Source organism: Aminobacter sp. BA135, from assembly GCF_050859125.1.
GTDB classification, from domain to species: domain Bacteria; phylum Pseudomonadota; class Alphaproteobacteria; order Rhizobiales; family Rhizobiaceae; genus Aminobacter; species Aminobacter ciceronei.
This window is the reverse complement of record NZ_CP139572.1, coordinates 2,026,638-2,040,585: the sequence shown is the minus strand read 5'-3', so window position 1 is coordinate 2,040,585 and position 13,948 is coordinate 2,026,638. Positions and strand designations below refer to the sequence as shown.

The following is a 13,948-nucleotide window of genomic DNA, read 5'->3' as shown; positions in this document are numbered from 1 at the left end:
CTTCGGCGTTGATGCCGGGAGCCCGCCAAGCGGGTGTCCGGTCCCTTGAACCGCTCCCCGCAATGGCACGGGGAGCGGCAAGGCGGGAGGCTTACTTGATCTCCTCGGCCTTGATGTAGCCGGAGTCGACCAGGACCTTCTGGATATCGTCCTTGACCACCGACACGGGCACCAGCAGGTAGGACGGAACCACCTTGACGCCGTTGTTGTAGGTCTTCTCGTCGTTGATCTCGGGCTTGCCGCCGGAGAGCGCTGCATCGACAAGGTTCGCGGTCACCTTGGCCAGTTCGCGGGTGTCCTTGAACACCGTCGAGTACTGCTCGCCTGCGATCATCGCCTTGACCGAAGGTACCTCGGCGTCCTGACCGGAGATGACAGGCCATGGCTGTTCGGCCGTGCCGTAGCCGACGCCGCGCAGCGACGAGATGATACCGCGCGACAGGCCGTCATAGGGCGCGAGTACCGCATCGACACGGCTGCCGTCGGAGTAGTTGGCCGACAGGATGTTGTCCATGCGGGCCTGCGCCACCGCCGCATCCCAGCGCAGCGTGCCGACCTTTTCCATGCCCATCTGGCCCGACTTGACGACCAGCGTGCCCTTGTCGATCAGCGGCTGCAGCACCGACATGGCGCCGTCGTAGAAGAAGAAGGCGTTGTTGTCGTCGGGCGAACCGCCGAACAGCTCGATGTTGAACGGACCTGGCTTGTCGGGATAGCCGAGGCCCTTGAGCAACGAGTCCGCCTGGAGCACGCCGACCTTGAAGTTGTCGAAGGTGGTGTAATAGTCGACATTGCCGCTGTCGCGGATCAGGCGGTCATAGGCGATGACCTTGACGCCCTTGTCGGCCGCCTGCTGCAGCACCGCCGACAGCGTGGTTCCGTCGATCGAAGCGATGATCAGGGCCTTGGCGTCCTTGGTCACCATGTTCTCGATCTGGGCGAGCTGGTTCGGGATATCGTCTTCGGCATACTGCATGTCGATGGTGTAGCCCTTGGCTTCGAGGGCCGCCTTGAGCGCGTCGCCGTCATTGATCCAACGCAGCGACGACTTGGTCGGCATGGCGATGCCGATCGTCCCCTTGTCCTGGGCATGGGCCTGATAGGACATGGCGGCGAGGCCAACCGCGAGGGCGGCTACGAACGTCTTGATGATCTTCACCTTCTCTCTCCCTTGTGAAGTGCCGGCGCGCGGACGCAAGCGCTCGCGCGTGGCCCCGCCATGAACGGCGCGGCAAAGCCAGGTATGATGCGTATTCCTCCAAAAGGCCGCGAGCCCTGCGTTTCCTCCGCTCGATGCTCCAGCGCCCGGCTGGCTGACATCGAACTCGCGACGGTCTCAACGTCGGGGAATGTGGCATAACAGTCAAATGCAAAATCGGCTGCACGGCATATCATTTCTGGTATGCTTCAAAGCCAGTTCAAGGCTGAGCAGGAGGGAAGGACGCGATGGTCGACATCCGGGACGACGCCAGGGTAAGCGGCACCAGCCTGCGTATCAACGACAACGAAACCTTGCTGCGCAGCGGCCTCAAGCTGCGCCATATGCGCATGGTGGTGGCACTGGAAGATCACGGCCAGATCAGCGCCGCCGCCCAGGTCATGAACATCTCCCAGCCCGCTGCCTCGCGCATGATCTCCGAGATCGAGGACATCCTCGGCGTCGAGGTCTGCGAGCGCCTGCCGCGAGGCATCCGGCTGACGCCCTATGGCGCAGCCCTTGCCCGCCGTGGCCGCGCCATCCTGCTCGAGATGCAGCAGGTCGACCGTGAGATCTCCGACCTCAAGTCCGGCAAGGGCGGCTCGGTCGCCATGGGCGCGGTGACCGCACCCGCGATCGAGCTGGCGGTACCTGCCATCCGCAAGATCCGCGAGCGCTATCCGCGCATCGAGATCAGCGTGCAGATCGAGACAAGTGCCGTCCTGGCACGCGAACTCCTCGCCTCGCGCCACGATTTCATCGTCGCCCGCGTCCCCGACGATCTCGATCCGCGTTTGTTCGAAAGCCGCATCATAGGCATCGAGAAGGCCTGCCTCATCGTTCGCCGCGGCCATCCCCTGGCCGGCTCCGGCACTGTTCCGCTGGAACGCCTTGCCGAATTCGACTGGGTTTTCCAGCCCGGCGGTTCGCTGCTACGTCAGACGGTACAGGGCATCTTCATGAGCCGAAACGTCCGCATGCCCGACCGCATCCTCAACACCAGCTCATTGCTCTTGACGCTGGTGATGGTGGCGCAGTCGGACGCCATTGCCCCGATCGCGACTGACGTCGCCAACTTCGTCAACGCCAAGAGCGGTCTCGACGGCACGATCGAGATCCTGCCGATCGCCTTCGACATCAACGTCCAGCCCTACAGCCTGATCACCGTGCGCGGCCGCACGCTGTCACCGACAGCCCAGTTGCTGCACGACCACATCCTGCGTGAGATCGCATAGGCGACCTCACGGGACCGAAGTGCCTTGCCCCCAGGAAGTGAGGAGAGTTAGCCCGGCGAAACCGTGACGGATGGACACTCGAGAGCTCGGCCCTCACACCCTGGCGCAGATCGCCTCGAAGAACGCGACATTGTCGAGGTCGAGCGGATCGTCGACCGGCAGCGCCTGCGACGACATCTTGGAGATCACCACCTCGGCCTTGGGGTCGATGTAGAGCCACTGGCCGTGGATGCCGATGCCGCAATAGGCTTGGGCAGCATTGGCGCTCTGGTACCACTTGTTGCGATAGCGCCCGTGGGCGAACAGGTTGGTCATCGTACCGCGCTGCCAGGCCACTGCATCGCCGCCATGGATGGTGTCTTCGACCCAGGCCTGAGGCACAATCCGGCCGCCTTCGGCAACACCGCCCTGCCGCATCATCTCGCCGACGCGCGCGAGGTCGCGCACCGCCACCGATACGCCGCCCGCCGCGCGCGCCGAGCCTTCCGCATCGACGCTGACGAAGGCATCGCGCACCGCGCCCAGCGGCTGCCACAGCTTGTCCGCCATCAGCTCGGCATAACGCTGGCCAGAGGCGCGCTCGACGATGATGCCGAGCAGGTCTGAATTGGGGGAGCGATAGCGGAAGGTCTGGCCGTGCGGCTCGTCCAGCGGCTGCAGTGAGACGAGGAACTCGCGCAAAGTTTCCGATCCGCCGCCCGGGTTCCACATCGTGGCGCGGCGATAGCGGGCAAAGGCGCTTTCGGGGTCGAGATAGGCCTCCTCGAAATCGAGGCTGACGGTCATGTCGAGCACGTGACGCACAGTGGCTTTGGCGTAGACCGAGCCGGTCGCTTCGGGCACGTAGTCGGTCACCGGCGCATTCGGGTCGAGCTTGCCCTCGCCTTCGAGGCTGCCGGCAAGGATCGCCGTCAACGACTTCGAGATCGAAAAGATGATGTGCCGTGCCTCGGGCCGCATCTCGGGCGCGAACCAATCGCCGACGAAGCGCCCCTTCTTCATCACCACAAGCGCATCCGTCGACGAGCGATCGAGGAAACCGGCCACGCTCTCGTTTCGACCGTTGATATCAACGATTTCCGTCAGAAGCCCGGCGAGATCGACGGACGCGCTCTCGACCTTGCCCTCCAGGGCCGGGATTCGCGTGCTGCGCACCATCTCGCCGACATTCTGGAAAGCCCAGCGGTTGAACGGCTTCTCGCGCCAGTTGCCGAGCGTCACGTCCTGGCGCGCAAAACCGAATACCTGCTCGAAGGCGCTTGATGACGTCATAGTATGTCCTTGCTGCTATGTTCCAGTCAGGCGAGTGCGGCTGCGATGGTGTGCACAGCCTTCAGGGTCGCCACCGAATAGGGAACCGAAGTGAAGTCGGGCCAGGTCGACAGCTTCACCGTGACAATGCCGGCGTCGAAATTGATATGGATCAGTTGCCCGAACACGCCGCGGCACATCAGCGTCCGCGAGCGCGGGTCCTCGATCCAGAACTGGTTGCGATAGCTGGCCTCGGGCATCGAGGTGCTGAAGTTGGGGCCATGCATTCCCCGCCGGGTCTCGGCGATCCAGCCGGCAGGCACGATGCCGGCGCCGTCCTCCAGGATCGTCTGGCCGAAGCGGGCATAGTCGCGCAGCGTCGCGTTGAAGCCGCCGTCGGCAATGGCGTAACCGGCGCTGTCGACGGTGAAACAGGCGTTCTCCTCGGCGCCGATCTTCTGCCACAGCTCTTCGGACACCAGTTGCGGCAGCCGCCTGCCGGTCGCCCGCTCCATGATGAAGGCGAGCACATCAGTCTCGATCGAGCGGTACTCGAAGGCAGCGCCATGCGGCCTGGTCGTTTCGGTGAGGCGCTGGATCAACTCGAACATATGCCGTGGCCAGTGGAAGCTGGGGTCGGCATCCGCGGGGACCGGCTTCCAGCCGCCGGCGACGTCGACCTGGCCGATGTCTGAATAGGGATCGGTATAAGCCTCGCTGAAACGGACACCCGTGGTCATGTCGAGCACCTGCTGAACGGTCGCCCCCTTCCAGCCGGTCATTGCCAGCTCCGGCAGATAATCGGTCACCAGCTTCTTCGGGTCGACGATACCTCGCCCCGCAAGAATGCCGCATACCGCGCCCGTCACCGATTTCGCCACCGATTGCGACAGATGCAGCGTGCGTGGCGTCATGCCGTTGAAGTAGCGCTCATAGGCGATCTTGCCGTCCTTGAGCACGAGGAAGCCATCGGTGTAGGTCTCGTCGAGCAGCCCCGAAAGCGTCGTCGGTTTGCCCCCGCTGTCCACGACCGCCAGGCCGTCGAGATCTGTCTCGGCGCGCGGCAATTCACGAACCGGACCTTCGCCGCGCCAAACCTCTGAAGTCGGCAAGATTTCGCGCACATGCTGGAAGGCCCAACGGTTCCACGGCGGACGGTCCCAGTCCTCGCGTGGCATGGCCATGGCGGGCGGCGAACCCTGCATGATGGGAGGCACGTTTTCGCTGTTTTTGTAGGAGCTCATGTCTCTCAACCTATCTCTTCTCCCCGCCCGCGGGGAGAAGATGCTGGCCTTTCGATAAATTCAGGACCAGACGAGGGTCGGCGCGAACGCTTCGAAGCTTGGGGCTGCCCTTCATCCGTCCTTCAGGGCACCTTCCCCCACGTAAACGGAGAGACGGAACAGCCCTTACTTCTGCAGGTCGGTCCAGATCTTGGTGTAGATCGCATCGACCTCCGGCGGGCACATCAAGGCCATCGTGCCATGCGCCTTGCTCGCTTCCGGAATAACGATTTCAGGCGCGTCCTTCATCTCGGCGGGCATGAACTTTTCCGAGCCTGCAATGCCGTTGGCATAGCGGTGATAGGCGGAAAGCCCCGCCGCGATTTCGGGATCCATGATGAAGTTCTGGAACAGCTTGGCGTTCTCGACGTTCTTGGCGTCCTTCAACACCACCACGTTGTCGCTCCAGTAGGTGAAGCCTTCCTTCGGATAGCCGAAATTCACCTCAGGACGCGCCAGCCGGATGCGCAGCGCGGCCCCGTTCCAGGTTGTCGAGGCCTGGAAGTCGCCGGCCTTCATCTTGTCGATCGCGCCATACTCCATAGCGACCCAGTTCGGTTTCGCCGCCACCAGCAGGTCGCGCGCCTTCTTCAGCACCTCCTTGTCGTCGGTGCATTGCTGGCCGCCGACATAGCGGATCGCCGCCGTCACCACGTCCTTCATCTCGGGGACGACATTGACCTTGCCCTTCAGCTCGTCGGGTGTCTCGAAGATGATCTTCCAGGTGTTGATGTCGCCCTTGTAGGTGCTGGTGTTGACAACCGTGCCGACCGTGCCCCAAGCCCAGGGCACCGAATATTTGCGGCCGGGGTCGAATTCGGGGTTGGCCCAGTCGGGCGACACGTTCTTGAAGTTCTCCATGCCGCCCGGATTGGTCTCGAGCAGCAGACCTTCCTTGATCCAGATCGGCAGATGCGTCTGGGAGGGAACCGCGATGTCGAAACCGCTGCCGCCCTGGCGCACCTTGGCGAGTGCGGTGTCGTTCGAGTCGTAGTCGGTGATCGTCACCTTGACCTTGTACTTTTCCTCGAACTTCTTGATCACCTCGGGGTTGGTGTAGTTGCCCCAGTTGTAGATGTTGAGCTGGCCTTCGGCGCGGGCAAAGCCGGTCGCCGCAAACAGCGCGATCGCCGCGACGGCAGTGGACATCATTGGTTTCACAGCAGGTCTCCTCTTCATTTCAGACTGTGAGCACCCTGCCAGTGGCAGGCTACATCAACATCACGGCCGGACCGGGTCCGGCCGTGATGGTTTCTGATCGGGCAGAACTTACTTCTGCAGTTCGGTCCAGATCTTGGTGTACAGGGCGGTCACCTCGGGCGCGCAGGTCTGGAGGATTTCGCCGTTCTTCTTGAACTCCTCCGGCACCACGACTTCCGGCGCGGACGTCATGTCGGCTGGCATGAACTTCTCCGAACCGGCGATGCCGTTGGCATAGCGATGGAAAGCCGAGTTCATCGCCGCGTTTTCCGGATCCATCATGAAGTTCTGGAACAGCTTGGCGTTCTCGACGTTCTTGGCTTCCTTCAGCACCACGACGTTGTCGGACCAGTACTGGAAACCTTCGGTCGGATAGCCGTAGTGGATGGCCGAGTTCTTCAGCCGCTGGCGCAGGGCCGAGCCGTTCCAGTCGCTGGTTGCCTTGAAGTCGCCGGCGCCCATCTTTTCGATGGTGTTGTATTCCATGGCGATCCAGTTCGGCTTGGCGGCAACGAGAACGTCACGCACCTTCTTCAGCACTTCCTTGTCGCCGGTGCACTGCTCGCCGCCGACATACTTGATCGCAGCATGCATGACGTCGTTCATCTCGGGAACGACGTTGACCTTGCCCTTCAGCTCGTCCGGCGTGTCGAAGACGATCTTCCAGGTGTTGATGTCGCCCTTGTAGACGTCGGTGTTGACGACCACGCCGACGGTGCCCCAGGCCCACGGCACGGTGTACTTGCGGCCGGGATCGAAGGCCGGGTTGGCCCATTCGGGCGCGACGTTCTTGAAGTTCTCCATGCCACCAGGATTGGTCTCGAGGATGAGCCCTTCCTGGATCCAGATCGGCACGTAGGTCTGCGACGGCATGGCGACGTCGAAGCCGGTGCCGCCCTGGCGCACCTTGGCAAGTGCGGTGTCGTTCGAGTCGTAGTCGGTCACTGTTACCTTGACGTCGAACTGCTTCTCGAACTTCTTGATCATGTCGGGGCTGATGTAGTTGCCCCAGTTGTAGATGTTCAGCTCGCCGGCTGCGGAGGCGAGGCTGGTCGAGGCAAGCAGCGCAAGGCCGGCGGCCATCGACATGGATTTCAGATTCATCATTCCACTCCCGTTGATTAATCCCGTTTCCTGCTCAAGAAGAAGAACAGCGTGACGATGACGACCGACAAGAGCAGGAAGACGGTCGATATCGCATTGACCTCCGGCGTGATGCCGCGGCGGATCTGCCCCAGCATGTAGGTTGGCAAGGTGTCCTGCCCTCCCGACTTGACGAATTCGGTAATGACCACGTCGTCGAGCGAGATGACGAAGGCGAGCATCAGGCCGGCTATGATTCCCGGCCAGAGCAGTGGCAGCGTCACGCGGCGGAACGCCTTCCACGGCGTGGCGTAGAGATCGGCCGCAGCCCGCTCGAGCGTCAGGTCCATGTTCTCGAGGCGCGCCCGGATCGGCAGATAGGCGAAAGGGATGCAGAACGCCGTGTGGGCCGCGATCAGGTAGCCGAGGCCGTTGTAGCCGCTGGCGATCTTGATCTGCGCAAAGAAGATCAGCAGCGCCACGCCTGTGACGATCTCCGGCACCATCAGCGGCTGGTTGATGAAGGCGTATTTGAACGTCAGGCCGCGATAGGCGCGCGTCCGCGTCGTCGCCAGTGCCGCCATCGTTGCGGCAATGGTGGCGATGATCGCCGCCGAGGAGGCGATCTTCAGCGACCGCCAGGAGGCGTCGACGACCTGCTGGTTGGACCAGGCAGCGACGAACCAGCGCAGCGAGAAGCCGCCCCAGTCGGACACGGAGCTCGATTCGTTGAAGGCGTAGACCACCAGCACGGCGATCGGCAGGTAAAGCAGGAAGAAGCAGGCGCAGGCGATCGTCGTAAAACCGGTCTGCTGCCTGATCGAGAAGCGCTTAGCCATGACGCACCTCCGAGCCCGCGGTGTTGCGGACGTAGACGAGCAGCGCCACCATCACGATCGCCATGACGGTGATCGAAAGCGCCGCCCCCAGCGGCCAGTTGCGCCCCTGCCCGAACTGCAGCTCGATCAGGTTGGCGAACATCATGTTCTTGCCGCCACCCAGAACGCTTGGCGTCACATAGGCGCCGATGGCCGGGATGAACACCAGGATCGAGCCGGCGACGACGCCGGGCCTGACCAGCGGGAAGATGATCCGCTTCAGCACCTGCCAGCGCGTGGCATAAAGATCGTAGCCGGCCTCGACGAGGCGGAAGTCAAGCTTTTCCATGCTGGCATAGAGCGGCAGCACCATCAGCGGCAGGTAGACATAGACCATGCCAACCATGATGGCGAAGTCGGTGTAGAGCATCTGGATCGGCTGGTCGATGATGCCGAGATTGATCAGCGCCGTGTTGATCAAGCCTTCGTTGCGGATCACCTGCAGCACGGCAAAGGTGCGGATCAGCAGGTTGGTCCAGAACGGAATGGTGATCAGGAACAGCCAGATGTCGCGCGTCCGCTCCGACCGCGTTGCGATGAAATAGGCCGTCGGAAAACCGAAGACCAGCGTCGCCACCGTCGCCATGAGCGCGAGTTTCAGCGAGCGCCAGAAGATGGTCAGGTGGGCGCTGGCAAACGACAGCGTGTCATCGAAGATATCGCGTTCGAGGAAAACCGAGACCCAGCCTTCAGTCGAGAATTTCCACTGAACGTCGCCGTAAGGCCCCGGCGTCAGGAACGAATAGAGAAGCACGATCAAGAGCGGGCCGGATGCGGCCAGAAGGATGATGATCAGCGCCGGCGCCGAGAGATACCAGCGGTTCCTGATCTCCCGCGCCTCTGCCTGTTTTTCGATTTCGGCTGCGGTTGCCATGGCTCAGTCCTTCAGGATCTGGGCCGCATCGTCGCCGAGGACGATGCCGACGCGCTCGCCGCGCTCGAATTCCACCAGCGCGCCGCGCGTGTTCTGCTGGCGCACGGTGAAAGCCTCGCCGTCATCCAGCCTAACATGCACATGCGTGTCGGTGCCGAAATAGACGACGTTTTCGACAAGGCCCGAAATGTCGCCCTTGCCCTTCACCGCCTTGGCGTGCTCGGGCCGGATGACGACGGTGGCATCGCCGTCGGGCTTGAAGCCATCGGCCACCGTCGCCGAGATCGTCGCGCCAGACTTCAGCGTCACCTTGGCCTTGCCGCCGTCGATGCTGTCGATGCTGGCGTCGAGGAAATTGGTTTCGCCGATGAAGTCGGCAACGAAGCGAACCGCCGGCCGGTCGTAGATCTCGCGCGCCGACCCGACCTGCAGGATCTTGCCCGACGACATCACCGCGATGCGATCGGACATGGTCAGCGCTTCTTCCTGGTCATGGGTGACGAAGATGAAGGTGATGCCGGTCTCGTGCTGCAGACGCTTGAGTTCGATCTGCATTTCCTTGCGCAGCTTGTAGTCGAGCGCCGACAGCGGCTCGTCGAGCAACAGCACCTTGGGCTGCGGCGCGAGTGCGCGGGCCAGCGCCACGCGCTGTTGCTGACCGCCGGAGATCTGGCTGGTGCGGCGCTTGGCGAGCTTTTCCATGCGCACCAGCTTCAACATCTCGGCGACGCGGGCGTCGATCTCGGCGCGTGGCTTGCCCAGCATCTCAAGGCCGAAGCCGATGTTCTCGGCCACCGTCATATGCGGAAACAGTGCGTAGGACTGGAACACCGTGTTGACCGGCCGCTTGAACGGCGGCAGCGGCGCGATATCGCTGCCATAGAGCAGGATCTCGCCTTCCGAAGGAAAATCGAAGCCGGCGATCAGGCGAAGCAGCGTGGTCTTGCCGCAGCCGGAAGGCCCAAGCAGCGTGAAGAACTCGTTTTCCCTGATCGAAACCGAAACGGTATCCAGCGCTGCGACCTGCGCCTCTCCCGTTCCGAATACTTTACGAACCCCACGAACTTCGATCGCATTCTTACCCGGTGTGTCCGGCACGCAAACGCCCCATTGTTTCGTCCACTTTTGCAGTGAAACTTTTTTCCCCGTTCAATTGTCACCACACCCCGTCAGGCTTGGCAACAACGGCTCGTCGTCCTGTCGCCAGGCATCCGCCATGCGGCTCATGCCTGGTAGGTCACCCGCCCTCCGCAGATGGTCGTCACCGGCCGCACCTGGTGCAGGTCAGCCGGATCGGTTGCCTCGATGTCGGCCGAGAGCACCACCAGATCGCCGAAATAGCCCGGCTTCAACGCGCCCTTGCGGTCTTCCTTGAACTCGGCGTAGGCGCCCTCGACGGTGTAGCCAGCCAGCGCCTGGTGCAGCGAAACGCTCTGGTCGGGCATGTCTTCAGCCCATGGCTTGCGCAGCATCGCTGCCTGCATGCCCTCGATCGGATCGATCGGCGCCACCGGCCAGTCGGAGGCAAACACCACATGCGCGCCGGCCTCGATCAAGGTCCGGGTCGGATAGGCATAGGGCCAGCGCTGGCGACCGATGCGCGATACCGTCGGCTCAAGAGGAAAGCTCATCGCACCCGGCGGGTGCGGAGGCTGCATCGAAGCGATCACGCCGAGGTCGACGAAACGCTGGATGTCGCTGGCCGTGGTCAACTCGACATGCTCGACACGGTGGCGGCTGTCGCGCTTGCCATTCACTTTTGCGGCCGCCTCGTAGCCGTCCAGTACGGCGCGTGTCGCGCCGTCGCCGATCGAATGCACGGCGATCTGGAGGCCGCGCCGGTCGATCTCGGTGGCGATACGTTTGAACTCCTCTGGCGAAAACAGCGGCTCGCCGACCCAGTCGGGACGATCCGCATAGGGCTCGATCATCACGGCCGTCCAGGAGTCCAGCACGCCGTCATAGAACATCTTGACGAGACCCGACGACAGCCAGTCGCTGTCGTAGCGCTCGGCCATGACGGACGCCTTGTCCAGCGCGTCTGGCGTCATGAAGTTCTTGTAGTGGAATGGGATCTGCACCCGGCAGATCAGATCGCCCTCTGCCTGGACTTCCGACAACAGCTCCAACTGGTAGAAATTGCCGTCCATGTTCTGGATCGAAGTGATGCCGTGGCGCGCACACCAGTCGAGGCCGCGGCGCATGATGTCCCTGTCACCCGCGCGTTCCTCGCCTTCGGGCACAGGATCAGGCTCGCCGCCGGTCGACAGGCCGAGCCGCACACGCTCCTCGCCGGCAAGCTTGAGCACCGGGTTGAACGCCTCGTTCTCGCGCAGCTCGCCCTCGGCCAGGCCATCGTCGCCCATGACGATCTCGTTGCCGGGCGTAAGTTCCCGCCCGTGCAGCACATCGGCCATTTCGAGCGCCTTGGTGTTCGCCCAATAGGTGTGATGGTCGGGGGCCGCCATGATGAAGGCCCGGTCGGGCAAGATGGCGTCGAGGTGATGGCGCGTCACGCGCTCGCTGCCGAGAATGGTGTAGTCGGCGCCTTGGCCGACAAGCATGCGCTGGTTCGGGCGAGCAGCCGCATAGGCCAGCACCGCTTCACGCAGAGCATCAAGGCCATGCACGCCGGCAAGCTGCAGATGCGCCAGTTCGGCCGCACCCGAGAAGAGATGCATGTGCGCTTCGATGAAGCCAGGAACCACCGAGCCGCCGCGCGCGTCGATAATCGTTGTGTCGGGGCCGCGCAGCGCTTCAACGGTGGCGTTGTCGCCAACGGCTGCGATCAGTCCATCAACGACTGCCACCGCTTCGGCCGTGGGCCGGGTCGAGTCCATGGTCAGCACGCGGCCGTTGATGACGATCAGATCGGCATTGCGAACCGTTTGGACAGACATCGCGACTCCGCGCACTTGACTGACTGATACCGTTCACGCCCGCACCGGCTGCCCCTTCCCAAGGAGTGGCGCAACCAGACAGCAGGCTGAGGCCGGTTCGCTGTCCCAAGGAATTCCTCTTTCCCTAAAGACAGCGTCGAGAAAAAATGCGACTAATTATTCGCGTTTGTCAATATGCGGGTTTTCCGGGGATGCGTTGTGGAGGACGCCCCTGGTGTATGCTGGCGACGAGCAGGGAGCGAGAAGTCCAGTCCGTGAAGAGCAGTCTCACAAAGAAGGCCACGACGGCGCTTAGCCCGCGCAAGCAGCCGCGACAGGAACGGTCGAGCAAGGTCGTCGACAGGATCCTCGACGCCGCCCTGATCCTGACCAGGGAACAGGGAACCAAGACGCCGACGACGCTGGCCATCGCCCAGCGCGCCGGCCTGTCGGTCGGCTCGGTCTACCAGTACTTTCCCAACAAGGAAGCCATCCTGCTCGACCTTGCCCGGCGCTGGCTCGGTGCCTTCCCGGAAGTGATCGCCAAGCGCATTGCGGCTCCCCGCCCGACCAATCGCGACGAATTCCAGCAGGAGGTGGACAAGCTCTTCGTCGACACCTCCCGGCTCTATCTCGACAACGCCACGCTGATGCCGGTCATCGAGGCGATCACCGGCAATCCCGACCTCCGTCCGATCCAGAACGAGTATGACGACCAGATCATCGCGCTCTATGCAGCCTGGCTGCAGCATGTGAACCCGGCGCTCGACGACGGCATCGCCAGCCGGCTCGGCGTGGTGATGATGGAAGTCGGCCACGTCTGCCGTCTCGTCGGGCTCAAGCGCGACCGCAAGGCCTTCGATCTCATCCAGGACGACGTCAAGACCATGTGGCTTGCCCTCGTCGCCCCCTATCTCGACCTCAACTAGAACCAGGAAGGATTTTCATGAAGACAGTCTTTTCGCCGCTTCACGCCGGCCACAGCGACCAGATGGAGCTTGTCGCCGGCGCCATCGTGCCCGGCTTCGAAAAACCCTCGCGGGCCGAGATCATCAAGGCGCGGGTCGAAAACCAGAAGCTCGGCGATATCCTGGCGCCCGAGATACATGACCTCGCCGCCGCCAAGCGCGTGCACGCGGCCGACTACATCGATTTCCTGCCGACCGTCTGGCCGCACTGGGAGGCAGCAGGGAAAACCGGCTCGGCCATCCCCTTCGCCTGGCCGACGCGCGGCCTGCGCGGCGACGTGCGCCCGCAGACCATAGAGGCACTGCTCGGCTACTACTCCTTCGACGGCGGCGCGAGCTTCGTGAAGGGGACCTGGGATGCCATCAAGTCATCCTATGATGTGGCGCTGACAGCAGCTCAACTCGTCAAGGCCGGCGAACGTGCCGCCTTCGCGCTCTGCCGTCCGCCGGGCCACCATGCCGGTGCCGCTTTCATGGGCGGCTACTGTTTCATCAACAACGCCGCCGTCGCCGCCCAGTGGTTCCGCGACCAGGGCGCAAAGCGCGTCGCCGTGCTCGACGTCGACTATCACCACGGTAACGGCACTCAGGAGATTTTCTACTCACGCGCCGACATCCAGGTCATCAACCTGCATGGCGACCCGATGACCGAGTATCCGTTCTTCCTCGGCTATGCCGACGAACGCGGTTCGGGCGAAGGTGAAGGCTTCAACATCAACTACCCGATGCCCTTCGGCACCACCTTCGACAAATGGAACGAGGCACTGGAAGAAGCCTGCCGGAAGCTCGCTGCCTATGCGCCTGACGTGGTCGTGGTCTCGCTCGGCGTCGACACCTTCGAGAAGGACCCGATCAGCCACTTCAAGCTGACCAGCGCCGACTATCCGAAGATCGGTGCCCGCATCGCCAAGCTCGGCCTGCCGACCTTGTTCGTCATGGAAGGCGGTTACGCCGTCGACGAGATCGGCGTCAATGCCGTCGGCGTGCTGACCGGCTTCGAGGGGCGGTAGTCCTCAAGCTCTCCCTTCTCCCCGCTTGCGGGGAGAAGGCGCCACGAAGAAGCGGATCAGAGACAGCACTAGGCTGCCACCGTTCTCAG

At 62.9% G+C, this 13,948-nt stretch carries 12 protein-coding genes; 3 read left to right on the top strand and 9 right to left on the bottom strand.

Translation table 11 applies throughout. The features are described 5' to 3' along the window. Window positions 1-91: 91 nt before the first annotated feature. Complete coding sequence (gene chvE, locus SLT36_RS09960; protein WP_154386477.1) at window positions 92-1,108, bottom strand: multiple monosaccharide ABC transporter substrate-binding protein; 1,017 nt, start codon at window positions 1,106-1,108, stop codon at window positions 92-94. A 338-nt stretch (window positions 1,109-1,446) separates the two neighbouring features. Between chvE and SLT36_RS09955 the strand changes: the two genes are divergently transcribed. After that, window positions 1,447-2,433 carry a LysR family transcriptional regulator gene (locus SLT36_RS09955; protein ID WP_432287161.1) on the top strand — a complete coding sequence of 329 codons (987 nt, stop codon included), beginning with the start codon at window positions 1,447-1,449 and terminating at the stop codon, window positions 2,431-2,433. Between the two features lie 93 nt (window positions 2,434-2,526). Here SLT36_RS09955 and SLT36_RS09950 read toward each other — a convergent pair whose 3' ends face one another. The 8 genes from SLT36_RS09950 to SLT36_RS09915 all read right to left on the bottom strand — a co-directional run bounded on the left by SLT36_RS09950 (window position 2,527) and on the right by SLT36_RS09915 (window position 11,902). Continuing rightward, a complete protein-coding gene (locus tag SLT36_RS09950) occupies window positions 2,527-3,705 on the bottom strand; it encodes a serine hydrolase domain-containing protein (RefSeq protein WP_432287159.1) in 1,179 nt (392 codons plus the stop codon). Window positions 3,706-3,731: 26 nt separating this feature from the next. Beyond that, window positions 3,732-4,928 carry a serine hydrolase domain-containing protein gene (locus SLT36_RS09945; protein ID WP_432287158.1) on the bottom strand — a complete coding sequence of 399 codons (1,197 nt, stop codon included), beginning with the start codon at window positions 4,926-4,928 and terminating at the stop codon, window positions 3,732-3,734. A 165-nt stretch (window positions 4,929-5,093) separates the two neighbouring features. Continuing rightward, window positions 5,094-6,119: an extracellular solute-binding protein gene (locus SLT36_RS09940; protein WP_246340993.1), complete on the bottom strand. Its 1,026-nt coding sequence runs from the start codon at window positions 6,117-6,119 to the stop codon at window positions 5,094-5,096. A 117-nt stretch (window positions 6,120-6,236) separates the two neighbouring features. Next, window positions 6,237-7,271: an extracellular solute-binding protein gene (locus tag SLT36_RS09935; protein ID WP_432287156.1), complete on the bottom strand. Its 1,035-nt coding sequence runs from the start codon at window positions 7,269-7,271 to the stop codon at window positions 6,237-6,239. 17 nt (window positions 7,272-7,288) lie between these two features. Continuing rightward, complete coding sequence (locus SLT36_RS09930) at window positions 7,289-8,089, bottom strand: ABC transporter permease (RefSeq protein ID WP_432287154.1); 801 nt, start codon at window positions 8,087-8,089, stop codon at window positions 7,289-7,291. Continuing rightward, window positions 8,082-9,002: an ABC transporter permease gene (locus SLT36_RS09925; RefSeq protein WP_154386443.1), complete on the bottom strand. Its 921-nt coding sequence runs from the start codon at window positions 9,000-9,002 to the stop codon at window positions 8,082-8,084. Before SLT36_RS09925 ends, SLT36_RS09930 begins: the two co-directional genes overlap by 8 nt. A 3-nt stretch (window positions 9,003-9,005) precedes the next feature. Further along, window positions 9,006-10,100 carry an ABC transporter ATP-binding protein gene (locus SLT36_RS09920; protein WP_432287153.1) on the bottom strand — a complete coding sequence of 365 codons (1,095 nt, stop codon included), beginning with the start codon at window positions 10,098-10,100 and terminating at the stop codon, window positions 9,006-9,008. A gap of 125 nt (window positions 10,101-10,225) precedes the next feature. Further along, window positions 10,226-11,902, bottom strand: coding sequence for an amidohydrolase (locus tag SLT36_RS09915; RefSeq protein ID WP_432287151.1), 1,677 nt, complete (start codon window positions 11,900-11,902; stop codon window positions 10,226-10,228). Between the two features lie 254 nt (window positions 11,903-12,156). On the opposite strand from SLT36_RS09915, the gene SLT36_RS09910 reads away from it, so the two are divergent. Both SLT36_RS09910 and SLT36_RS09905 read left to right on the top strand, forming a co-directional pair. Next, on the top strand, window positions 12,157-12,810 hold the full coding sequence (locus SLT36_RS09910) for a TetR/AcrR family transcriptional regulator (protein ID WP_432287149.1): 654 nt from the start codon (window positions 12,157-12,159) through the stop codon (window positions 12,808-12,810). A gap of 17 nt (window positions 12,811-12,827) precedes the next feature. Then, the gene (locus SLT36_RS09905; RefSeq protein WP_432287147.1) at window positions 12,828-13,859 is read left to right on the top strand and encodes a histone deacetylase family protein; all 1,032 of its coding nucleotides are present in this window, start codon (window positions 12,828-12,830) and stop codon (window positions 13,857-13,859) included. Window positions 13,860-13,948 lie beyond the last annotated feature (89 nt).